Below are 24961 nucleotides of genomic sequence, written 5' to 3'. Positions count from 1 at the left end.
GAGGCGTTATGAAAAAAAGAGCACTCTTAAGTGTTTCCGATAAAACAGGAATAGTAGAATTTGCTAGAGAACTTCATGCCTTAGGAGTCGAACTTATCTCTACAGGTGGAACGGAAATGGCGATAAAAGCTGCTGGTATTCCAGTAAAAAACATTAGTGAAATCACACATTTTCCTGAGTGTTTGGATGGAAGAGTGAAAACACTACATCCAGTTGTTCACGGTGGTATATTGGCTGTACGGGAAAATAAAAGCCATATGCAACAACTTGAAAACCTTAACATCCAAACCATTGATTTTGTGGTAATTAACCTATATCCCTTTAAAGAAACTGTTCTTAAACCTGGTGTTTCTTTTGAGGAGGCAATAGAAAATATAGATATTGGCGGACCGACGATGTTAAGATCGGCAGCTAAGAACCACCGTGATGTTACTGTGGTGATTGACCCTGATGACTATACAAAAGTGATTGATGAACTGAATAAATCAAATGAAGTCACTTATGAAACGAAATACGACTTAGCACTTAAAGTTTTTCAGCACACCGCACATTATGATGCTATGATCGCTGAATACCTTCTAAGACATGGAGATAAGTCGCCTTTTACTAAGACACTAACGGTTACTTACGAAAAAGTACAAGATTTACGATATGGCGAAAACCCTCATCAATCAGCTGCTTTTTATAAAGAAATTTTTAACACAAGTGGTACTTTGGCAGAAGCTGAACAACTTCACGGCAAGGCGCTTTCCTATAACAACATCAACGATGTAAGCGGTGCCATTGCACTTTTAAAAGAATACAGAGAAAAAGCGACTGCAATTGCGGTTAAACATTCAAGTCCATGTGGCGTTGGAACAGGTTATGATCTTCATCATGCTTATACCAAAGCTTATGATTGTGATCCAGTTTCAATCTTTGGTGGAATCGTCGCTGTAAATCGCAAAATCGATATTGCTACAGCAGAAAAAATGAATGAAACATTCCTTGAGATCGTTATTGCACCAGAATATGATGACGATGCTTTAGCGTGTTTAAAAAAGAAAAAAAATCTAAGAATTCTTAAATTGGCATCTATTTCAGAAGAAGTGAAACCTTATCAGATGGACATGAAAAAAACGCTGGGTGGTTTACTCATTCAAGATATTGATGCGGTACTAATAGACGGTGAACCTAAGTCTGTTACTGAGCGCATCCCTACTAAGAAAGAAATGGAAGAACTTTTATTTGCGTGGAAAGTGGTAAAACATGCAAAATCTAACGGAATTGTTATCAGTAGAGAAGGTCAAACGCTGGGTATAGGTCAAGGACAAGTTAGCCGTGTTTGGGCAACTGAAAATGCAATTAGACAATCGAATTTCCCAGTAAAAGGTGCTGTGCTAGCATCGGATGCTTTTTTTCCGTTTGCTGATGCTATCAAAGCAGCTGCTGAAGCGGGGATTACTGCGATTATCCAACCGGGTGGTTCAGTTCGTGATCAAGAAGTGATTGATGAAGCGAATAAATATGGCATGGCTATGGTTTTCACTGGTATGAGACACTTTAAGCACTAGTTCATATTTATTGGAGGTAATTTTGAAGGTTTTAGTGATCGGAAGTGGCGGACGAGAACACGCTATTGTACACAAATTAAGTAAAGATAAGCGAGAACTTAAATTATATGCAGCGCCTGGAAATGCAGGTATACAGTCCCTAGCAACTTGTGTACCCATAGAGGTAGATGATTTAAAGGGACTACTTGAGTTCGCTTTAAATGAGAAGATTGATCTTACAATAGTAGGTCCTGAGTTACCACTGGTTCTTGGTATTGTTGATCTTTTTATTGCAAGTGGATTAAGGATTTTTGGACCGAATAAAAAAGCAGCTCAATTTGAGGGAAGTAAGGATTTTGCGAAAGCTTTTTTAATGAAGCATCATATACCAACTGCGAAATCCGAGACACATGTGGATTTAGAGGAAGCTTTAAAGGCGATAAAACGTTTTGATTTTCCACTAGTTGTTAAAGCTGACGGACTAGCTGCCGGAAAAGGAGTCGTCATTGCACAAACTGAAGCTGAAGCAATCCTAGCGATTACAGACATGATGGCAAATCAAGTTTTTGGTGATGCGGGTTCTAAAGTAGTACTTGAAGCCTTTCTCAAAGGGATAGAAGCGTCCATTTTGTGTTTTGTTGATGGTCAGAGTATTATACCCATGCAACCAGCGCAAGATTATAAAAAAGCCAAAGATGGTGATGAAGGCCTCAATACCGGTGGTATGGGTACTTATTCACCGAGTAAAGTGATAGATGATGTGATGATGGCAAAAATTCAAAGTGATATTTTAGATCCATTTATCGTAGGCATCAAGGAAGACGAGATAAATTTTAAAGGCATTCTGTTTGTCGGTGTCATGATCGATGGCGAAGAAATAAACGTTTTGGAATACAATGTCAGGATGGGTGATCCGGAAACAGAAGTCACTTTAGTGAGACTAGAAAATGAGCTATTAGATGTTATAGATGCCGTTGAAAATGAAACGCTTAAAGACATCGATCTAAAATGGTCAACATACCATGCTGTTTGTATTATTATGGCTTCGGGAGGCTATCCCGAAACTTATAAAAAGGGTGTTAAAATTTTTGGGCTTGAAAATGCTGAACTGAATAATTCGGTTGTTTTTCACTGTGGAACGAAGCATACGGAAGGTGATGTCGTTACAAATGGCGGAAGAGTCTTAGGTGTAACTGCTCTTGGAACTACACTTGAGAAGGCAAGATCAAAAGCGTATAGCAGTCTTTCTCAAATTTCATTTGAGAACGCATATTTTAGAAATGATATTGCAAAGTTTTAGATTAAGATTTAAATTTAACATTATAGTTATAACGATGTAAATGGCAACGAAAAAGAGAAGCGCTACAAAATAAACTTTTTATTTTGTGGCGCTTTTTTATTAAGTCATAACAACATTGTTGCAGAATCGGAGGGTCGGTGTCCAACGATTCTAATTAAGGTTAAATTAATGGTACTTATTTGTGCCCTTCTTCAGGAACAATGCATATAAATTTAAACAAAGTGGTGCCTGTGTTTGAATATTGATGAAGTGTGTTAGGTGGTACGAAGGCATAACTTCCTGCTTTAAGTTCATGCAGGGTTTCGTCTATTAATACAGTACCGTTTCCTTCGATGACATAATTTATGTGTGGCCAGTTGTGTTGATGTTTAGGGGAGTACCCTTCAGGATCTAGTTCTACTACACGCATTACATACCCTTCCCACCCTTCTTTTGGTGATACGAGTACTTTCATAGATGCATTTTTAGCCTCAGGACTAGTGATTGTATTTGCAGTTAAGTCCATAAAATTTCCTACGATCATATTTTCCTCCTTGCGCATGTCATTTCTTGCTAATTATATTATACCATTAACTATGAACTTGAAAACATTTCAGTTTATTTTGTGGCACGAAATATTTGAGCTGCGAAAGAATTGGTGGTATAATATAGTGATTAATATAGGTAGGGGGATATATGGATTTTATACAAAAGAGAGAGCTAATATTAAACGGTAACATGAGAAAGGTAATATTGACGCTGTCGCTCCCAATTATGCTTAACAATTTTATTCGTACAATTTATAATCTAACTGATACTTTTTTTGTAAGTAAAATCCCTGGTAACGCGGTTGCAGGTGTTCAGTTTATATGGCCTTTAATTTTTCTCATCACATCATTTGGTATAGGGATGACGGTTGCTACTTCTTCAATTATAGCGCAATACATAGGTGCACAGATGCAGGAAAAAGCAAGAAAGACTGCTGGACAGTCAATTTCTTTTCTTTTTGTTTTATCTTTAGTTTTGGGCTTAATTGGTTATCTGGGGGCTCCAACAATCATCAGGGCCATGGGGGGAACTGGGGAACTTTACGATAATGCATATGCTTATCTAAGTATTATGTTCCTAGGAATGCCAACTACGTTTTTACTCAATGCATATAATGCGATAAAACAAGGACAAGGCGACACAATGTCCCCTTTAATTATAGGAGCACTTTCAATTGGGACAAATATAATACTGGACCCAATCCTTATGTTTGGACTGGATATGGGGATTCAAGGTGCTGCAATAGCAACGGTTATATCAACTGGCGTATTTGCAGTTTATGGCATAATCACAACATTTGATGAAAAGCAAAGTTTGAAACTTGAACTATCCGACTTAAAATTTAATAAAGAAATTTTGATGAAAATTGTCAATATTGGCTTACCATCTTCAACTGGGCAAGCAATGACAGCTTTTGGTTTTACGATACTCAATGTTTTTCTTGTCTCTTTCGGAGAAGTTACCCTGACTGCATTTGCAATTGGAAACAGAATCAGTTCATTGATTATGATGCCTGCTATGGGTATCGGTAATGCGCTTGCGACGATAGTAGGTCAAAATCTGGGTGCGGATAATGTAAGCAGAGCGAAACTTGCGGTAAGAAATAGTACGATTATGTCTACTATATTTTTAGTTGTAGGTGGGCTTATTATGTTGCCATTTGTACAGCAAATCGTAAAAGCATTTAGTACAGATCCTGAAGTTATCAAAAATGGTACTGAATATTTAACGATGATAATTTATGGAATTCCTTTGATGGGATTTTTCCAAATATTAGTTGGAACGTTCCAAGGTTCAGGTCATACGATATCTGCAATGATTCTTATGATGGGCCGCTTATGGGTTCTAAGAATTCCCATGGTATATATGCTTAGTCGATTAGAGGGATTTGGGCCAAGTTCGATTTGGTTGGCTATGATTGCATCAAACTTAATCACTTGCTTGATCGGACTGGGAATCTATTCGACCGGGAGATGGCAAAGTAAAATTATTAAGCAAAAGAAATCTGTTTTAGAAGATTTATCTGCAGCTTAATGTTGACACTTGTTTAAATCGCATGTTATAATTTTATCATAAAGAATCTTCAGGGCGGGGTGTAAGTCCCCACCGGCGGTAAAGCCCGCGAGCCGAAAGGTTGATCTGGTTAATTTCCAGAGCCGACAGTTAAAGTCTGGATGGAAGAAGAGGTTTATGAGTATACGTTTGTGCTTTAATACGTACATTAACCCCTGAAGTTATATTGCTTTAGGGGTATTTTAATACCCTAAGGCCACACAATTTTTATGCACTAGATAAAGTCTAGTGACTACAAGGAGGTTTTAGGTATGGTAACTTCAACAAAAAAATTATCTGTATCAAAAATGACAAAGATTGCAATGCTTAGTGTGCTTGCATTTGTCATCATGCAACTTGAACTAATGATTCCAATTTTCCCATCATTTCTTAAGTTGGATATGAGTGATTTGCCAGCGTTAATCGGAGCTTTTGCAATGGGGCCAATGGCGGGTGTCGCAATTGAAGCAGTGAAAAATATACTGCATTTATTACAAACTTCTACTGGTGGCGTTGGAGAACTTGCTAACTTTGCTATTGGTTCTGCGATAGTGATACCATCTGCAATTATTTATGCTAAAAATAAATCAAAAAAATCAGCTATTATAGGTTTGTTAGTGGGGACATTGTTTATGGCGATTGTTGGAGCACTTGCAAACTATTTCGTATTAATTCCTTTTTATACTGCGTTTATGCCGATTGATACTATTGTTGAACTGGGTACTATTGTTAACCCTTCAATCAACAGTGTTGCAACTTTAGTACTATTTGGAATTGTACCTTTCAATCTCTTTAAAGGATTGGTTTTATCTGCATTGACTTTGGTACTCTACAAACGCATCTCACCAGTTTTACACAAAGGTTTATAATTTAAGGTTTGCCCTTATTAAGGAGTTTTCACAGATGAACGTTCGCGTTGTTTTGTGAAGGCTCCTTTTTTATCTTCTCACAATTATATTTGATTTTCAGAATAGATTTCACTTGTTTGTAGACAAAGTTCTGTTAAAATATTAAGGGATACGAAATAAATTTGAGGTGTGATATGGAAACTGTTGTGCCAAATAAAATAGAGATTAGAAAAACAATTCTAAAGTTTCTTTTGCCAATTTTAGTTTCGAGTATGCTTGAAATGATGGTGGGAATTGTTTCTATGAAGTTGATTGGAAACTTGGGATCTGATGCCATAGGTGCAATGGGGCTCAGTACAAGAGTGAGGGGGATTATATGGGCTGCCTATAAAGGGATAGCTATTGGTGTACAAGTTGTAATCGCACAAGCGCTTGGAGCAAGTGATCATAAACGAATTAAACAAGCTTTGATGCAAACGATAGGATCGATCTCAATTCTTTCACTATTCTTTTTAATGACCATTTTATTGTTGCCAAAGTTCTGGTTGGGGACGATATTTGGTGCTGAAGGTGCACTCTTAAGTACCGGGATAGAAGTGCTGAGAATAGTGGGTTGTGGCATGCCGTTTTTAGGAATCATACTGATAGTATCAGGAGCGCTTCAAGGAAAAGGTGATGCGACTACACCGATGCTCATCAGCGGGGTGATGAATGTGCTTAATATAGTCTTTGGCGTTGTCCTAGTGAATGGATATTTCGGGTTTCCAGTACTTGGTCTTAAAGGTGCAGCTATTGCGCTTGCACTTTCGCAAGCGATGGCTGCACTGGTAGCTATTGTCGTAATTATGAAAAGTAAGTCACTACTTAAAGGTGAGTCAATTAAAGGTTTTATTAGATTTACAAAGGATATTATGAAATCGGTATATTCGACTGGAATTCCAAGTGCCTTTGAATCTTTATTTTGGCAATTGAGTTCAATTGTCTTGATACGTGCGATACTTTCATATGGAGATGCTTCGTATGCAGCTTATCAACTAGGGCTTCAAGCGGAGAGTATTGCATATATGCCAGCAGCGGGTTTTCAAGTGGCTGCAACAGCTTTAATTGGTAGGCATCTGGGTGCAAAAAATCCTGATATAGCGAAGCGTTATCTTTTTGAAATTTTGAAAGGAGCTGTTTTAATCTCTGTTATTGGAGGTGGGCTACTAGTTCTTTTTCCAAAAGCTTTATTGGGATTTATGACAAGTGATCAAGAATTAATCAAAATAGGGAGTTTTTATCTAATCGTTTGTGGCTTGGCTCAAGTACCTCAAAATATGGCGGGGGTACTAGGTGGTGCGTTAAGAGGTGCTGGCTATACCAAGATGCCAATGTATGCTGCTTTTGTTGGACTTTATATGGTTCGTGTACCGATAGCATGCGTTGCTGCTTACCTACTTGACTGGTCAGTGAACATTGTTTTTCTTGCTATAGGAGTTGATATGACAGTTAGGTTGCTTTTAAATGGTTTCCTATATTACAAAACAAATATATATGAAAATCCAAGAATTGTTTAACGCTAAAAGGGAGTATCTCAAAATGTATTTATGCATTTGAGATACTCCCTTTTATATTAAATTGAAACTATAGTTCATTGTTATTAGATTTTATAGCGTTTTAGCTCTTCTTTTAAGAAAAGTACGACTTTCTCAAGTTCAGAGATGTTGCTAGATAATGCTACGATTTCAGATGAGAAGTTAGTGACGTTTGCACTCATTTCTTGAGATGTAGCTGAGTTTTCTTCTGCAATAGCAGCTAAAGTATGCATGTTTTCAAATACTTTGTTGATTTTTGCTGTTTCCTCAGAAAGTTGTTGAGAGATTTCTGAAATAGAACCAGAAACAGTTTTAATTCTACTTGAAGCAACTTTACTCTCAATCGTAACATTTTCCATAGTTTGAGTACCGTTTTCAAGCTCTTTAAACTGATCATTGACTTGTTGTACCATGTGATTTACACCTTGAGTAAAGAGTTTTAAGCTACTATTGATGGTGTTAACCGCCTTTTTAGAGTCTTCAGCTAATTTTCTAATCTCTTCAGCTACAACACTAAAGCCTCTACCCATTTCGCCAGCTCTAGCAGCTTCAATAGAAGCGTTAAGTGCAAGAAGGTTAGTTTGTTCTGCGATGCTTTCAACAGTACTTACAATTGTGATGATATCAGAAACCTTGTTACTCAACTCTGTTCCTTGTGTATTAACTTCTGCAAATTTATCTTTTACACCATTAAGTTTGATAGACACCATCTCAAGATCGTCGAACGAGATTTCGATTTGTTGAACTGCAGCTTCTAAGCTTTCTTTACCTTCTAGTTCACGTCTACTAATGGTGTTTAATATATCGATATTATCAGACAAGATGCTAACGGAGCCTTCTGTTTCTGTAGCTTGATGTATTGCCCCCTCAGCTACTTCTTGTACTGATCTTGAAATCAAATCAGATACTTCGCTCATGTTACTTGCCACTGCAGAGAACTTTCCAGTAAACGAGTAAAGGTCATCAAGTCCACCTTTGATATAGGTAATTTCTTCTCTTAAACTTTCTTTAGCGCTGGTTAAGCTTCTATAAGTTTCTTCTATTTCATCACCTGTACGAATTGTAAGGTCCTCAGATAATTGAAGTTTTTTTACTTTTTCAAGTTCTAATGTCAATTCTTTTAAAGGCTTGTTTACAGCACTTCCGTTAAGTAGCCCGCCTAAGAAAACAGCCACAGGTGTTGCAATCAATAATGGTATATTATCTAATCCACTTAGGAGGAGAACCACTAGTGCTGATAAGACTGTAGGGAACAAAATCACTTTTAGTGTTGCAGATTTGATAAAACCAAAAGTTAAGAACTTTGAGAATTTATATGTTTTCACTTGTTTTGGTGTTTTCTCAAAAGTGAGATGGATTTTAGCAACGTGAGTGCCATCTGACTCTATCATATGGTCAATAATTTTTGCGTCGATTCGCTCGTTAAAGTGTTTACCAACCCCTTCGATTAACCCCATCAGATAGGATTGAAGTCCTCTTTTAGACTTGTAAGTCATGATCATGTTTTTTTCGTCGATTTCATCGGGAATAAGGCGTGGTGGCTTCGCACCTGGGATCATTTTGGTAAGCTGTGCATGGATTTTGTCCATAAGTAGTAAAAAGCCCATAGCTGAAGACTTATCAAAATATGATGGGAACCATTTGTAAAAAGAGGCGATATTATTTTGTCCAAGCTTTTTCCATAGCTCTTCCGATTTTATGCCTTCACTTTTAGCAAATGCATTCATTAAACTCATGATTTTTGCATCTTCTATTTCTTCTAGTGGCGTGATGAGTTTGTGTGGGTTCCATCCCTCTTTTGTTAAAACTGAGTTCTTAGTGTTCTCTCCATAGAGAGAAGCTATGGTGTTTAACCATATGTTGACTACTGTTCCTTTCATGTTGCACCTACTTTTCTGATTTTGTATTTATTATTAATCTAATTATTAGTTTGAATTACCTTTCATTATATATGATAATAAAATAAAAGTAATTGTTTTTTAAAACATTTCATAAAAAGTTCAAACATATGCTACAATATTCTAGGGAGGTAGCACTATGATAAATCTGATTTTAGTCCTATTTTCATTAGTAATAGTATCTATAATCGCTTTCGAAATCGGAAGCAAAATGACCATTAATAAGCATGTAGATTTAACAGTTTCAAAACTATCTCCAATTCAAGGTGAAGTCATTGCAGACTTAATCACTTCCTATGATTTCTCACAGTTTATTGATGGATTTAATGAAACACTGCTCGTTATTGGGAAAGATTTGATTGTTCAACCCATATTAACGCAAACAGGAAACGAACTTTTAACATATCCTGTTCAGGGTAAAAACTTTATTGAAGTACTTTCAGATTTAAGCGATCTATCCACAGAAGCAATAGGAGAATTATTATCAAAAGTTTTTTCAACTACAGATGCTGCTGAAAGACATCGAATTCTTACGATTTTACCATCTGAATATATGCTGAAAGATCGATATCTCAGAGTAAATTATAAATTCATCACAGGATTTGATCAACTTGCGGTATATATTTCTGATCAGAGCCAAACCAAAGTCTTGATGCAAGATAGCGAAGGAAAACTTGACGAGATGTCAATGGTAATTGAAGTGTTGAGACGACAAAAAGAGTACGTTGCGTTAAAAACTGAATATGCAAAGTTCATCAATGATGAGCTGGATAAATTTTTTACTTTTACAGAAGATTTAACTACTGTAAAAAGCATGATACTTCATAAACTCCATATGTTCAAACAAGTCGCACAGACTTTATATATGTTTAATTCAATTGCAGCGATTTTAAAGTTTGAAGAAGTTTTAGAACAAATGTCGCCTGAACAGACATTTGTGCAGTTTAGAAGTAGAATTGAATTTGTGGGTATTGGCAAACTATTGGAAACTGATGTGAGAATAATCGCACAATATATAAATGAGGATTTACTTGATATAAGGTATATCACTATTGATTGTGAAGCGTTAAAAGAAGTGGAAAAAATGATACTTCAATTAGAAGATTCAGAAGCTAAAGAAAATTTGCTCAGCCGTTTCAAGCGAATTCGATTTGTGAGTATACATGATATTATCCGTAGGTTCAATAAATATGCACAAGATCTATCAAAAAAGTTAAATAAAAAAATCAATCCATTAAAGTATATTGGACCTACTTTATTGTTTGATGAAGATGACTATAAAGATGTCATCAATGGCTTTATTGAGATGGTAACCAATGCCCTAGTACATGGTATTGAGTATCCTGCGGATCGATATAGAAATGGTAAACCGGAACATGGCACCATAACAATAGAACTAGAAGTTATCGATAACACCTACCAAATACTTGTTACTGATGACGGTAGAGGCGTCGATGTTAACTCGATTAAAGAATCTCTTTATGCCACGAAGCGTTTTGCTTTTGATGATATTGTTGCGATGTCCGAATCAGAAGTGATAGAGAATATATTTTTTGATGGTATTTCTTCTTTAAATGAAGAATTATCTGTTACTTCAAAAGGAACAGGCCTATATCTTTTAAAAGAAAAAATAAATGCGTTGGGTGGGGATGTCACTGTGTATTCCGAACTCAATCAATTCACTAAATTTAAGGTAATACTACCTAAAAATAAATAATAAAAATAAAAAGATGAAATGACTTTTAATAGTTGCTTCATCTTTTTATACATCTATGCTAATTTTATCTCATCTAGGTGCTCAATTACACCGGTTACATAATGTCTTGTAACCATTTTATCGGCTGTGATTTTCTGCATAACGGTTTTAAAGATTTCATGGTAGTCAATATTTGCAGGTAATATAACATTTTGCTGATAAATTTTGATAATCTTTTGAGTGAGCGATAGTAGTGCTTCAGAATCTAAGGGTTTAAGGGCTAGTATGTTTCCTTTGTTTTCTAGTGGATTTTCCGGATTGATGTTTAAACGTTGAGCAAGTGCTGTGTTGGAAAGTAAACCTTTTTCTATGTTTGTTATAATCTCTTGTGTACCAGAAAAAACAAACATGATATTGTTCATCTCACCTGAAGTGGATAGATCAATAAGGTGCTTTAGGTTGTTATAAGCAGATTGCCTGATGTCACTTCGGTCGTTGATCACTAAATCAATTTCATCGATAAAAACGATAAGCCCTTTATAATCTAAAAGCGTGACGAGTTTAATAAAAGCCTTGAGAAAATCCAGTGTATTGGTCTTGTCAACTGCGCCAACTAAATCATATTTTTGTTTGAGTTCATATGGAATATTCCTCTCGCCAGTTAACCACGAGCACGATACATTCATCATCTCTTGGTTGCGCTGAATTCTACCACGCATAAAGCTTAAGAAAGCTCTTGCGAAATTCATATTAAATTTAGAAAGTTCTTGGCAAACTGTATTTACTTCATAGCGTTTTCGATCAGAAAAAGGTGCATTTTGTAAATTTTCAACCCAGATGTCAAAGATGTCATCAAAAGAAACCTTTGAATTGGGTTTGGTTTTAAGGTATAAATTATGCATAATCGCATAATAAAGATCGTCAATTTTATTCAGTCTAAACCCATTGTTGATTTGAAACGAAGAAATTATGAAATCTTCGTTAAGTGCCACTTCTTTAAATGCATTTACAAGAAAAGATTTTCCAACACCAAAATCACCTGTGATGATTTTAACTAAACCTGTTCCCTTGCTAAGTAGCTGCATCCCAAGTCTGAAATCCGTCATTTCAGCTTCGCGACCAGCCATTAAGTCGTTAGCATGGTAAACTGGAGAAGTGCCACTTCGTAACGTATTTATCAGCTTTAGCGCTTCTTCATTTGTTAATCGCAATACGACACCTCCAAACTGTGTTAAAGCTATTATAACCTTTTTGAATAGATGAATAAATTATAATTTGAAACATACACCGAAAATAATTACAATGGTAGGAAAGAGAATGGTTAAAAGTGGTGATAAAATGATGTATGATGTGATAATAATTGGTGCTGGTGCTGCTGGACTATACTGCGGCGCACACCTTAAAAATCTAAAAGTGTTAATACTTGAAAAAAATCAAAAGCCGGGTTTGAAAATTCTAGCTTCAGGTGGTGGACAATGTAACCTTACACATGGCGGCTATATAAATGCTTTTTACGCTAAGTATGGAGCGCATAAGAGTTTTGTCAAAAATGCACTAAAAAGCCATGATAATAAAGAAGTGGTTCGTTTTTTTCAGAGTAATGGTTGCAAAGTGTTAGAAAGAGAAGACGGCAAGGTTTTTCCAGCGAGTTTAAAAGCGAGTGATGTTGTAAAGGCACTCATTAAATCTTGTAGTGATTTGCAAATGAATTATGGGGAAGCGGTTAAGGAAGTTGAGCACGATGGTCAGTATTTTTCGGTGATAACTGATCATGCGAGCTATAAAGCACCTTTTCTTGTTATTTCAACCGGCGGGAAGTCCTATCCCACTTTAGGTACAACTGGAGATGGTTATATCTTAGCAAAGGATTTGGGGCATGCAATTGTTTCACCAAAACCAGGATTAACGGGAGTTGTAACTAAAGACAAAGCATTGTCTAGTTTACAAGGAGTTTCAGTGGATGATGTAGAGTTAACGTTATTTAAGGATGGGAAAGCCAACACTTTTTGTGGGCCTTTACTTTTTACTCATTTTGGATTGAGTGGTCCGGTGGTGCTTAACAATAGTAGATATATGAACAAGGGGGATCAGCTTTCTATTAACTTTGTGAATCGTTCTTCCAATAGTATAGAAAATGAGTTGCTAGAAATGGTACATGGTTTTGGAGATAAACCAGTTGCCTATTGGCTCAACCAATTAGGATTGGTTGACACTTTAAAGCGTACACTTTTTGAACAAGATGAAATACTAAAACAGAAAAAACTAGCTTCTATAACCAAAGAAGAACGTAAGCTTTTAATGGGTCGTGTTACGAGTTATAAGTTAGAAATTGAAAGTCTTATTGGGTATCAAAACGCAATGGTGACAGTCGGTGGTATTGATTTAACAGAGGTTGACCCTAAGCGTTTGGCGTCAAAAGTAGTTGAGGGGCTTTATTTTTGCGGAGAAGTCCTAGATGTAGATGGCGATACTGGGGGCTATAATTTGCAGTGGGCTTTTTCTTCGGGATATGCTGTAGCAAATGGAATTATAGAATTAAATAAAATACAACGTTAGTGGAGGCATTATGAGCCGTAAATCAAAAGGTTTTTTAAGTGTTATGATCCCAGTTATTGCGTGGGGGATATCGTTTGTAAGTACTGAGTATTTGTTGGATTATTTAGGTGCTATGACAATTGGTGCAATTCGTTTTATATTTGCAACGATTATTTTATATGGTGTGATGAAATTTACTAAGACACCACTTAAAATTGACAAGAAAGATCGCCTACTCTTTGTATTGGCCGGAGGCATCGGCATCTCAATTTACTTCTTTTTTGAGAATACGGGAATCAAATATATCTCTGCCTCACCTTCTGCACTAATTATCGCAGCAATTCCCATGTTTACTTTGCTCTTTGAAATGATAATTTTTAAACGCGTCGTTAAATGGGTTGATATGTTGGCTATTTTGGCTTCGATTATAGGTGTTGTGCTGATTGTAGATATAAAATTCAGTGAATTTTTTAAGGCAGAAGAGTCTTTTGGTTATTTGATGATGCTTGGTGCAGTTCTTTCATGGGTGATTTATTCTATGGCTTCAAGACCGCTTTTTAATAAGTATTCATACTTGACTATTGTTTTCTATCAGTTCTTGTACAGCCTTCCATTTTTTATGGTTGTGGTGCCTTTTGAGCACAATAACTGGAACCTTCTCGGTACTGAAGGGATTGTCCATTTAGTCTTTTTAAGTGTTTTTGCTTCAACCCTTGGGTTTTACTATTATGCCAAGGCGATGGACCTGCTTGGTGTTACCGAATCGTCAGTTTTCATCAACTTTCTGCCAATTGTAACGATTATTTTTAGTTATTTCTATATGGGTCAGACGGCAAGTACAAAACAGCTTATAGGTGGGGTTTTTGTTATGCTTTCAGTGACAGTGACCACGCTTTATGATAAGAAGTTGGAAAATGAAGGTGAAAAAACCGTAGATCCAGCTAATTATAGAGGGAATTGATGCCGATATCCCTATAGAGGTGAAGTGCATGAAAATTAATTCCTTTATACAAAATATAGCGACAGGTCTCAAAACCAATCAGGCGAATCAATCAAATGAGAAAAGTGTTAGTGAGACATTAGTTCAAGATTACAAACAAGGCTTACCAAAGCAGGTGAAGTCTATTTATGATAAATATAATATTACACCTTCAAGTGAAGATGTAAAAGAAATCAATCATTTTTTAAAAAATGCAAGCGGCACAAATGAAGAAAAACTAATGTCAATTGATATTGCACTTTATAAGGGAATAGCACCAAGTGAAGAAAATTTGGCAACAATTCAACAATCGCTTACACATGATTCGGAAGTTGTAGCTTCATTAACTGAGATGCCAAGTGCGGAAGAACCTTTGACAAAAGAGCAAGCTTTAACTTTGGTAGAACATTTGAAGCTTCCTAAAAGTATCAAGACGGCACTTAAAGAGATGATTAAGGCTGATATGCCGCTTGAGCGTGCGGTATTAAAGGTGGCACAACTCTTGAAAGTTGATCAAGGAAAGCGTACTTTTACTTTGAGTGATTTAAAACAAGCGATTGAGAAAAATCCTCAAATTAAAGTTTTGCTAACTCAAGGGGCTGATCTAGAAACAATTGCTCAATTGATTGAAAAATCAAATCAATCTTCATCAAGTAGTACTGCTTTTGGTGGCAATGAAACCGAAAATAATTCGATCAAGAATTCAATGGGTGATTCAGTGCCTATTTCGACGGCTGAAACTGAGATAATGGCAAGTTCTGATGGAAGTTTAAAACAAAGTGAAGGCGTTCGCAAGGCAAGTCAATCTGGAAGAACTTTAAGCGACTCCGAATTGAGAGCAATAGATACGCAATCCTCAATACTTCATGTTGAAAAAAATGAAGGCACTAAAGGTGTTGATATGCAAGTTCATGAAATTGAAGATGAAGTTAAAGTTAAAGATGATGTAGATGTAGAAGTTGATGCAGCTCTTTTAGAGGTCATCGAGGAAGCGATGACTGCTCTAATAACTGAGATGTCTGAAGTGTTTTCAAGTTTAGAGAGCGATTTGTCTTTGAAAACTTACCTTGTTGAATCTACCACTGAAGCCACGATCAAAGCGAAAGCAACTTTTGAAAATTTTAAAGCAGAAGTAACGCAGTTACTGACGCCAGATCAGACAACTGTTAAAACTACACCTTCAGATTTGTCTACACAAATTTCAACAGCTATTGAAAAATTAAACAATCTCATTCTTAAGAGTGAAGTAACACTATATACGGATATGTTTACTGAGAAGAAGTTACTACTGATGTCTTCAGAACTTGATAAAGCGAGTCAAATGCTCAAACAAGGGGAGTTTGCAAAAGCCCAAGCGACTGTTAATGATGCGGTAAAACTTTTAAAACAAATTGATTTTACACCTAGTATTCGTAGATTGCAAGTGTTTGCTAATCAGCGATTGGAACAACTTGAAAATATAATCAAACCGGAACTAAGAACTGAGCAAAAGTTGGAATCGTTGATAAAGTCGCAAATTCAAAGCTCAGGAGAGCAGCAAGGAAACAAACTTTCTCGTGATGTGCTTGAAACCCTAAGGTTTTTGGGGCTTAACCATGAAATGGAAGTTGCTGAGAATCTAGAAAAAGCTGACTTTGAGGCGTTGAAAGAGCGTTCCAATGGCAATGTAAAAGAAATCTTATTAAAAATGATGAAAGAAGATACTCAAGAGAAAACAGTTGAAGCAGCAGAACAAAATCTCATGAATTTAACAGGTCAACAAATGATGAACGACCAATCAAGTCAAGATCAGCCATTTTACTTTTTCAACTTTCCGGTAATGGATGGAGAAGATTTAGGTAATATGAAAGTCTATATGAAAGGTGCATCTAAAAATAGTCAGATGGATTGGCAAAATTCAGAACTCTATTTTGGAATCTCGTTAAAAGAAGCTGGACCTGTTGGTATTCGCGTTAAGATTCAGCAAGCTAAAGTAGACATACAGGTTTCAAGTGAGCGTGCTGATCAGATAGAAGCGCCTCTTAAAGCAGCGTTACAAACGCTTTCTGAAATAGGGTTCACTGTAGGTGAGCTTACTTTTAAAAGCGGTTCTGATGAAGCACCTGTGAATTTAAAACCTACTTTTGAAAGAGGACCCGCTAAACAATCAGATGGAAAGGGGTTTGATTATAAAGTATGATTAAATATGGTGATTATGAAGGTAACGAAGATTTTCAACGTATTGCAGAGTCTTTGATAGAAGTTGCAAATGATAATGCAGTGACGATTGAACAAAAACCAGAACGCGCTAAGCATATGCTTAAAACAGATCTGAGAGATGCGATACCACCGCAATTATACGCATTAATTGCGCAGATTGGTTCTGCACTTGAAAGTGTTTCAACTACACATGAAAGTGACACTGAAACAGGGGAAATTTCCCATACAAGTATAGTCAAAAATAAGGTATAATTAGATTTGGGCAAGTGCTCAAATCTTTTTTTCGTTGAGTCACAATTTTTTTGTGACAAATCTGTGGCCCCGTGCCCGATAATTTTAACTAGAGGTCAAAATGAAAGTAGAAAAATCCTCAAAAACATCTAAAAGTAGTTCAGTGAATAAAACGGCACTGGTGAAGACTGAAGAAAAACCTAAAATCAGTTTTACTGAGATATTGGCAGTTAAGGACTATGATCAGCAAAAACAAGAACTTCAAAAGGCTCTTGATGAAATTGATAAAAAAGGACAAGATTTAGTTGAGAATAGAACAGTTGAAAATTTGTATGCTTATAAGGATTTGATTAAAGGTTTTATCGAAGAAACTGTACTTAAAGGACTTGAAATTAAAGAGCGCCGTGGTTTTTCTAGATCAGGACGTACTAAAGTCATGCGAACAGTTGCAGAAGTAGATGCAAAACTACTTGAACTCACAAATTTGATCCTCAAAAGAGAACATAAAGAAATCAATGTATTAAAAAAAGTTGGAGAAATACAAGGCTTGTTAGTCAACATTATGATCTAACAAATGAGATAATAACCAGGGAGGCAATTCATGAATTTAGACGGTTTAAATGTAGCACAAAAGGAAGCGGTTCTGTCCGTAGAAGGGCCAATTTTAGTGGTTGCCGGTGCTGGGTCTGGTAAAACAAGAGTGTTAACACACCGTATAGCTCACTTAATTGAATCCTATGATATATTTCCTTCGAGCATTATGGCGATTACGTTTACAAATAAAGCGGCGAATGAAATGAAATCTAGAATTGAGGCGTTGGTTGGTCCTGTCACATCGCAGATGTGGGTTGGGACATTTCACTCCCTATGTGTAAGGATTTTAAGAAGAGATGGCCACCACATTGGATACTCAAGAGATTTTGTAATATACGATACAGCGGATCAGAAAGCTTTAATAAAAACGTGTTTTAAAGCACTTAATCTTGACGAGAAACAAACGCCTATTAAAACTTTTCAGTACAAGATTTCAGGTTGTAAAAATGATATGGTTACGCCGGAAGCATATGAAATTAATTTTCATAAAGACCCACGAGAAAGAGATTTTATAAAGCTTTATAAGATGTATCAAGATAAACTAAAAAGTAATCAAGCGCTAGATTTTGATGATTTATTAATCAAAACGATTGAACTGTTTAAAAAATATCCAGAAGTTCTTGAGACATATCAAAAGAAATTCAAGTATATCCATGTAGATGAGTACCAAGATACTAACAAAGCGCAATATATGTTTGTTCGGATGTTAAGTGCAAAGCATCGGAACCTTTTTGTCGTTGGTGATGGCGACCAGTCTATCTATAAATGGCGTGGTGCAGACATTAGAAATATTTTAGATTTTGAAAAAGATTATCCGGGTGCGAAAATCGTTAAACTGGAACAAAATTATAGATCAACTCAGAATATCCTTGATTTAGCCAACGGTGTAATTAAAAAAAATCCTGGTAGAAGAGATAAGAACCTTTGGACGGATGCAGAAGCTGGTGAAAAGATCAGATATTTTCAGGCATACGATGAAAAAGATGAAGCGCGTTTTATCGTAAATCAGATTAAAAGAGAAATTAGAGAAGGCAACTTTAATCAAACTGACTTTGCAATTTTATACAGAACAAATGCACAATCGCGTGTACTTGAGGAAGCACTCAACATTGAGGCAATTCCATACAAAGTAGTAGGCGGGCTTAAATTCTACGAACGTAAAGAAATTAAGGACCTTATGGCCTATTTTAAATTAATGGTCAACGGCTACGATGATGTAAGTTTTCTAAGAGTAATCAACGAACCAAAACGTAGCATTGGTGATAAAACGATCGAAAGATTAAATGCACATGCGCTTGAAAGAGGCACGAGCTTACTCGAAGCATGTGCTACAGTCCACGAAATTGACGGTATAGGTGGTAAGACTGCTGAAGCTATAGCAGAATTTTATAAAATTATCACAGGTTTAAAGGCAAAACTTGATACTGAGTATGCAGGTAATATTTTTGATGAACTCGTTAGTGGTATAAAGATTATTGAGAGCTATGAAAAAGAAAGATCTGAAGAAGCGGACGGGAGAATTGACAATATCTACGAGCTTAAAACAGTTATAGAAGAATTTGAAAAAAGACAAGACCATCCAGGGCTAAGGGATTTTCTAGCTGAAACAACATTAAAGAGCGACCAAGATAATATCGCTGAAGTAGAAGATGGTGTCCTTTTAATGACACTACATGCTTCAAAAGGTCTTGAGTTTCCATCTGTTTTCCTTGTAGGACTTGAGCAAAATCTTTTTCCATCTTTTAGGGCACAAGATGATATGGAAGAACTTGAAGAAGAGAGAAGACTTTGTTATGTAGGCATCACAAGAGCCGAAAAACTACTGTATGTCACACACGCTAAAAACCGTAATCATTTTGGACGATTTGAACCTAGAATGCCAAGTGTGTTCTTAAATGAAATGGATCAAAAATTAATTGAAGTTATGGGTGAACGTTCTCTAGCAGCGGCTTTAAAAGATGCTAAACCTAAAGAAATTTCTGTTTTTGACATTAAAACGCCTAAGAAAAACCCGTATTTTGCAAATGTTACACAAAAAGAAGCACCAGTGGTTGAAAAAACTGAACAAACCTTTGCGCCAGGTGATAAAGTGACGCATCGCGTATTTGGTGCAGGGATGGTTGTTACGGTTGATAAAGTGAACAATACACTTACAATTGTTTTTGACGCGCATGGCATTAAAAAGCTAGATCCAGCTATTGCGCCGATAAAAGTTATAGGGTGATGATATGAACATAAAAGAAGCCATGGCGAGAGTGGATGGATTACGAAAAGAAATTAATAAACACAGTCGTGCGTATCATGAGTTCGATAAACCGATGATAGCAGATTTTGAATATGATGCGCTGATGAATGAACTAAAAGAACTTGAACTAGAATTTCCTGAGTTAGACGATCCTAACTCACCCACAAAGCGGGTTGGTGGTGAAGTGCTTAGTATCTTTAAAAAAGTGACACATACGATTCCTCTTCTTAGCTTAGACAATGCTTATAATGCAGAAGATTTAAAAGCATTTGATACAAGGATAAGAAAAGAACTTGGTGAGGCGCCAGAATACACAGTCGAATATAAAATTGATGGTTTAACTGTAGCACTTCAATATCAACTTGGAAAGTTAACAAGAGGTGCTACAAGGGGAGATGGTATCACTGGCGAAGAAGTGACACATAACGTACGTACGATCAAAGCGTTGCCACTTGTCATTGATGAGCCGCTTGATATAGAGGTTAGAGGAGAAGTTTTTATCTCTAAAGATAATTTTTTAAAGCTTAATGAACAACAAGCGCTACTTGGAAAAGAATCATTTGCAAATCCTAGAAATGTAGCAGCTGGTTCGCTAAGACAACTAGATTCTAAAGTCGCTTCTTCTAGAAATTTAGATGTTTTTATATTTGATTTGATCTCGGGTGTCGATAGCCTTAATGTAACATGTCAGTCAGAGGCTTTTTCGAAATTAAATGAACTTGGGTTTAAGACGGCGTCTATAGAAAAATTTAGTAAAGTAGATGAAATCATCGCCTTTACTGAAAAGATGGTAAGTGTACGTCATAGTTTGCCATATGACATCGATGGATTAGTCATCAAAGTAAACAACTTTGCTCAGCGAGAGGCGCTTGGCTATACAGCAAAAAGTCCGCGGTGGGCAATTGCATATAAATTCCCCGCTGAGCTTGCGAAAACTGTGATTAGAGAAATACAAGTTCAAGTAGGAAGAACTGGTGTGATTACGCCTTTAGCAGTTTTTGATCCGGTTGTTGTGGCGGGTTCAACAATTAGCAAAGCAACACTACACAATCAGGATTATATAAACGAGAAGGATATTCGCATTGGTGATACAGTATTGGTTCAAAAAGCAGGAGATGTAATTCCAGCAGTAGTAAGAGTTGTACTTGAATCCCGTCCAGAAAATACAGAGAATTTTGTACTTCCTCTTAAATGTCCAATCTGTGAGACACCTACAATTAGAGTGGATGGTGAAGCTGCACTCAGGTGTGTTAATCCTGTATGTCCTGCTAAAATACAAAGACTTCTGATGCACTTTGTTTCTAGAACGGCCATGAACATCGACGGTTTTGGCGAGGCGCTGGTTGAAGCTTTTGTTGAAAAAGGATTAATTGAGACAATTCCAGATATATATAGCTTGCATGAACATACAGATGAACTTATGTCGTTAGAAGGTTTTGGAGAAAAATCAGTTAAAAAGTTATTGGATGCAATCGAAGAAAGTAAATCAAATGATTATTATCGTTTGATAGTAGGGTTAGGCATACCACTAATTGGTGAAAAGGCTGCAAAGACTCTGGCAAAACATTTTCCCAACATGACACTTCTAAGGGCTGCAAACGTAGAAATGCTTACAGCCATAGATGAAATTGGTGAAAAAATGGCAAAAAGCTTGGTTAACTACTTCCAAAATTCTGAATCAGAGGTTTTGATAGATCGCTTAATGGCATCTGGTGTTAACATGACCTCGAGCTTGGTCCTTGCGGATAATGGTATCTTTAGTGGAAAAACTTTAGTTGTAACAGGAACACTTGTGAAATATACACGTGACGAAATCAAAGCATTAATAGAATCAAATGGCGGTAAAGCAGCAGGGAGTGTTTCGGCAAAAACTAGTTATGTGGTTGTTGGCGAAAATGCTGGCTCAAAAGCAGATAAAGCAAAGCAGTTAGGAATTGTAATTCTTACTGAAGACGATTTTGAGGCTTTGCTCAATCAATCATAGTATCATATCTAAGGAGTAAAAGCTGATGGAAGTTGGAAAACTAAAAAATGAAGCACTAAATGATCTGGTAATTTCTGAAATTCATATGATTCGTGATGATATACTGATTCGGCCAAGTATTGGTGAAGATTGTTCAGCTATTTCTTTTGGTGATATGGCGTGTGTGTTGACGACAGATCCTATAACGGGAAGTGGTTCTCAAATTGGAAGACTTGCAGTACATGTATGTCTCAATGATATTGCTTCAAGTGGAGCTGAAACTGCGGGTTTGTTGTTGACGTTGTTATGCCCTGTAGGAACTGAAGAATCCGAAATAAAAGATATTTTACATGAAGCCAATGAAACGGCTAATTTGATGGGGGTGGAAATCGTGGGTGGACATACTGAAATTACTGCTGCTGTCAATCGAACGATAGTATCGGCAACTGCTATAGGCAAGACTTCTATTCAAAATTTAATTAAGACTTCTGGTGCGAAAGCAGGTGATTATCTTTACCTCACGAAGCAAGCTGGAACGGAGGGAACTGCTATCATTGCCACTGATAAAGCAAGCGAACTCGCGGATGTTTTAAATAAGCACGAGTTGCTAACCGCTCAGGAGATGATCAGCAAAATCAGTGTTGTTGCTGAAGGTAGAATTGGTTCACGTGTTGGGGTTCATGCGATGCATGACGCAACAGAGGGAGGCGTTTTAGGCGCTATTTACGAGATGTGTGAGGCAAGCGGAAAAGGTTGCAAGATTCATATAGACAAAATCGAAGTCCATCCAATTACTGAAAAAATATGTGAGTATTATCACATTAATCCACTTAAGCTTATATCAAGTGGTACGATGGTGATGAGTATTGATAAAGAAAATGCAAGTGCACTTGAAAGAGCACTTTTAGATGCTGACATAGATTATTCGCGTGTCGGAGTTGTTACAGATGAGATGACGAAGAAGTTGATTATGGGCGATTCAAGCGTAGAAGAAATCTTTGATGAGATAGAATCTCCAGAAGCAGATGAACTTTATAAAGTTATTAAATAAGCGGTTTTATAAATTAGTTGAATATTTTGTAGCGCAATACCAACTGTGATTTCTGAGATCACATACTGAGAAAAGACACAAATCAATGAAAGGAATTTTCTATGAATATAAAGTTTGTTAGAATTAAAAAACTTAAAACATTGTTAATTTTCATGCTATGTTTGGGATTGATTATGCCGGGACAATTAGCATTTGCCAACAAATATACAGAGTATGAAAGCGTTGAGTTAAGAGAGAGCGGTTCAAATGTTTTTAAAAAGTATGAACCTGTCAATCTGATGATCAGCGGGATTGATGTCTTTTCAGACGCCCCGGGGATAACGGTTAATGGTAGAACGATTGTACCAGTCTCTGCAATTTTAGTGGAACTTGGTGTAAAATATAAATGGAATGGCACTACTAAAGAAATCTCCTTTTCATATGGTGGAAAAGACGTTGTTATGCAAATCAATAACGCTTATGCAACCATTAATGGAAAGAAAACACTTTTGCCAGACAGTGTAGCACCTAGAATTATGACCTATAAAAGTATCACTGGTGACTATGTGGATCGTACTTATGTGCCACTTAAGTTTATCAGTGATGTACTTGGTTTAAGTGCTTCTTGGATAAATGATACAAGAACAGTAGCGATTAACAAAAAGGCTCAGACACTTACTGGAACTTATGTCGATGTCTACAAACCTTATCCTGAAATTAGGTTTAAAGTGACTGGTGAAGTAGATGTAACTTCATTTGTAGTTGATGGTGCTGATGTAGGTGGTCAAGATAAAACGATTATCGATTTTCAAAATACGAAGCTGACACCGCCAAGTGGTGCTACTGTAAAAAACGGTGTTTGGACGTATAATATCGTAGATGATATCTTTGGTATTGATAAGATAGAAATTGCTCAAACAAATGATAATCCATATAATACAAGAGTTACAATCTATCAAAATGAACGCCGTGGAAATGATATCTTTTATGATGCAGCTAAAAAAGAGATGGTTGTTCAGTTGATTAATACTGTAAGTGAAGTTTCGGTTGATAATATTTACAGTACTGATACCGTTGTTATAGGCACTAGAGAGACTCCGTATTATAACGTTGATGTATCAGGAAAACAATTGACGGTTGATGTGATCAATAGTTACCTTAGAATTAATGATGGTGCGTATCAAGTACTGCCTGTAGATCAAGGTAAAATTGAAACAATTGCATACCAACAATTAGACACGAGTAAAGATGATATGTATGGTCCTGATATGGAAGTCACAAGGGTTACGATTCAACTTAATGAAAAGATGACTTATGATGATTTCTATGTTGAGGAGAGTGGCGATAAATTACTGGTATATATAACAAATCAGCCGATTAACAACTTTAATTATGTGAAACAAAGTAGTGAAAAGGGAATGATGTCTATCGATCTTTTTAGCAAGACAGATTATACATCCACTTTCGATGCTCAAACGCGTAAGATTTCACTAGATATCCCTAAAGATAAAACTGATCTTGGAACATTCGAACAAGCGATCAATGACCATGTTGTAGATCAGTTTGTCATCAGTGAGACTGCTTCAAATTATCATATAGAAATTACACTTGCTGAGAATACAACTTATACAAAGTCTAGTTCTTCATCAGCTATAGTCTTAAACTTCACCAATACAGTGATTCAAAACTCAGATAACAAAAAGACACTAATTGTTATCGATGCAGGACATGGTGGAAAAGACCCTGGTGCAGTGGGTTCGAAATCGCAAGAGAAAGAACTCACACTAAGAGCTTCTAAACTGCTGCAAAGTGAATTAGAGCGACTTGGATTTAGAGTATATATGACACGCTCAACAGATGAATATGTTGGACTTTATGATCGTCCTGCTATTGCCAATGATTTAGGGGCAACGCTTTTCGTAAGTATACACATCAATGCTTTTACAAATAGCAGTGCGTCGGGAGTTGAAGTGCTTTATGGTAACGAATCTATGAGCAGTGATAAAGGACTTGCACAAAATATTCAAACGCAATTGATAAAATCTTTAGGAGCAGTTGATCGTGGTATAGGTTATCTGCCAAGACTTGTCGTATTGAAAGAAACAACAATGCCTTCGGTTTTATGTGAACTTGGATTTATCACGAATGCGGCTGAACAGGATAAACTTATATCTGAAGATTATTTGAAAAAAGCTGCTAGTGCAATGGCGACAGGAATAGTGAATTTTCTTAAATAATGGCAAATACACAAACTAATA

The 24961-nt window shown here is 36.5% G+C and carries 18 protein-coding genes and 1 riboswitch; of the genes, 15 read left to right on the top strand and 3 right to left on the bottom strand.

Going from position 1 to position 24961, the window contains the following annotated elements; all coding sequences use genetic code 11:
* Positions 1–8 precede the first annotated feature (8 nt).
* Both purH and purD read left to right on the top strand, forming a co-directional pair.
* Positions 9–1553 (top strand): bifunctional phosphoribosylaminoimidazolecarboxamide formyltransferase/IMP cyclohydrolase, encoded by a 1545-nt coding sequence (gene purH / locus QE109_RS12430; protein WP_281094855.1) that lies wholly within the window; start codon positions 9–11, stop codon positions 1551–1553.
* A gap of 22 nt (positions 1554–1575) precedes the next feature.
* Complete coding sequence (purD, locus tag QE109_RS12425) at positions 1576–2832, top strand: phosphoribosylamine--glycine ligase (RefSeq protein WP_281094854.1); 1257 nt, start codon at positions 1576–1578, stop codon at positions 2830–2832.
* Positions 2833–3007: 175 nt separating this feature from the next.
* On the opposite strand, the gene QE109_RS12420 is transcribed toward purD, so the two are convergent.
* Positions 3008–3355 (bottom strand): cupin domain-containing protein, encoded by a 348-nt coding sequence (locus tag QE109_RS12420; RefSeq protein ID WP_281094853.1) that lies wholly within the window; start codon positions 3353–3355, stop codon positions 3008–3010.
* Between the two features lie 152 nt (positions 3356–3507).
* Between QE109_RS12420 and QE109_RS12415 the strand changes: the two genes are divergently transcribed.
* From QE109_RS12415 to QE109_RS12405, 3 genes are all read left to right on the top strand, one after another.
* Positions 3508–4893: an MATE family efflux transporter gene (locus QE109_RS12415; RefSeq protein WP_281094852.1), complete on the top strand. Its 1386-nt coding sequence runs from the start codon at positions 3508–3510 to the stop codon at positions 4891–4893.
* 41 nt (positions 4894–4934) lie between these two features.
* Positions 4935–5049: riboswitch (FMN riboswitch) on the top strand.
* Positions 5050–5183: 134 nt separating this feature from the next.
* Entirely contained in the window at positions 5184–5780 is a 597-nt protein-coding gene (locus tag QE109_RS12410; protein WP_281094851.1) for an ECF transporter S component, read from the top strand.
* Between the two features lie 173 nt (positions 5781–5953).
* A complete protein-coding gene (locus QE109_RS12405) occupies positions 5954–7315 on the top strand; it encodes an MATE family efflux transporter (protein WP_281094850.1) in 1362 nt (453 codons plus the stop codon).
* 83 nt (positions 7316–7398) lie between these two features.
* Here QE109_RS12405 and QE109_RS12400 read toward each other — a convergent pair whose 3' ends face one another.
* Positions 7399–9213 (bottom strand): heme NO-binding domain-containing protein, encoded by a 1815-nt coding sequence (locus tag QE109_RS12400; RefSeq protein WP_281094849.1) that lies wholly within the window; start codon positions 9211–9213, stop codon positions 7399–7401.
* Positions 9214–9370: 157 nt separating this feature from the next.
* Here QE109_RS12400 and QE109_RS12395 point away from each other — a divergent pair, with 157 nt between their 5' ends.
* A complete protein-coding gene (locus QE109_RS12395) occupies positions 9371–10948 on the top strand; it encodes an ATP-binding protein (RefSeq protein ID WP_281094848.1) in 1578 nt (525 codons plus the stop codon).
* A gap of 53 nt (positions 10949–11001) precedes the next feature.
* Here the strand turns inward: QE109_RS12395 and QE109_RS12390 are convergent, their stop codons facing one another.
* On the bottom strand, positions 11002–12138 hold the full coding sequence (locus tag QE109_RS12390) for a BREX system ATP-binding domain-containing protein (protein ID WP_281094847.1): 1137 nt from the start codon (positions 12136–12138) through the stop codon (positions 11002–11004).
* Between the two features lie 106 nt (positions 12139–12244).
* Here QE109_RS12390 and QE109_RS12385 point away from each other — a divergent pair, with 106 nt between their 5' ends.
* The 9 genes from QE109_RS12385 (at position 12245) to QE109_RS12345 (ending at position 24940) form a co-directional block, all read left to right on the top strand.
* Complete coding sequence (locus tag QE109_RS12385; protein ID WP_281094846.1) at positions 12245–13483, top strand: BaiN/RdsA family NAD(P)/FAD-dependent oxidoreductase; 1239 nt, start codon at positions 12245–12247, stop codon at positions 13481–13483.
* 10 nt (positions 13484–13493) lie between these two features.
* Positions 13494–14423, top strand: coding sequence for a DMT family transporter (locus QE109_RS12380; RefSeq protein ID WP_281094845.1), 930 nt, complete (start codon positions 13494–13496; stop codon positions 14421–14423).
* Positions 14424–14451: 28 nt separating this feature from the next.
* Complete coding sequence (locus QE109_RS12375; protein ID WP_281094844.1) at positions 14452–16620, top strand: hypothetical protein; 2169 nt, start codon at positions 14452–14454, stop codon at positions 16618–16620.
* The gene (locus QE109_RS12370) at positions 16617–16892 is read left to right on the top strand and encodes a hypothetical protein (protein WP_281094843.1); all 276 of its coding nucleotides are present in this window, start codon (positions 16617–16619) and stop codon (positions 16890–16892) included. Before QE109_RS12375 ends, QE109_RS12370 begins: the two co-directional genes overlap by 4 nt.
* 100 nt (positions 16893–16992) lie before the next feature.
* On the top strand, positions 16993–17442 hold the full coding sequence (locus QE109_RS12365) for a YaaR family protein (protein WP_281094842.1): 450 nt from the start codon (positions 16993–16995) through the stop codon (positions 17440–17442).
* A gap of 30 nt (positions 17443–17472) precedes the next feature.
* The gene (locus tag QE109_RS12360; protein WP_281094841.1) at positions 17473–19689 is read left to right on the top strand and encodes an ATP-dependent helicase; all 2217 of its coding nucleotides are present in this window, start codon (positions 17473–17475) and stop codon (positions 19687–19689) included.
* A 4-nt stretch (positions 19690–19693) separates the two neighbouring features.
* The gene (gene ligA / locus QE109_RS12355; RefSeq protein ID WP_281094840.1) at positions 19694–21694 is read left to right on the top strand and encodes an NAD-dependent DNA ligase LigA; all 2001 of its coding nucleotides are present in this window, start codon (positions 19694–19696) and stop codon (positions 21692–21694) included.
* A gap of 25 nt (positions 21695–21719) precedes the next feature.
* A complete protein-coding gene (locus QE109_RS12350; protein ID WP_281094839.1) occupies positions 21720–22724 on the top strand; it encodes an AIR synthase family protein in 1005 nt (334 codons plus the stop codon).
* Between the two features lie 101 nt (positions 22725–22825).
* Positions 22826–24940, top strand: coding sequence for an N-acetylmuramoyl-L-alanine amidase (locus QE109_RS12345; RefSeq protein ID WP_281094837.1), 2115 nt, complete (start codon positions 22826–22828; stop codon positions 24938–24940).
* The last annotated feature ends 21 nt before the right edge of the window (positions 24941–24961 follow it).

This window comes from Fusibacter bizertensis, from assembly GCF_029914245.1.
Classification (GTDB): domain Bacteria; phylum Bacillota; class Clostridia; order Peptostreptococcales; family Acidaminobacteraceae; genus Fusibacter_C; species Fusibacter_C bizertensis.
Note: the sequence above shows the minus strand (reverse complement) of the source record. Positions and strands in the feature narration are given on the sequence as shown.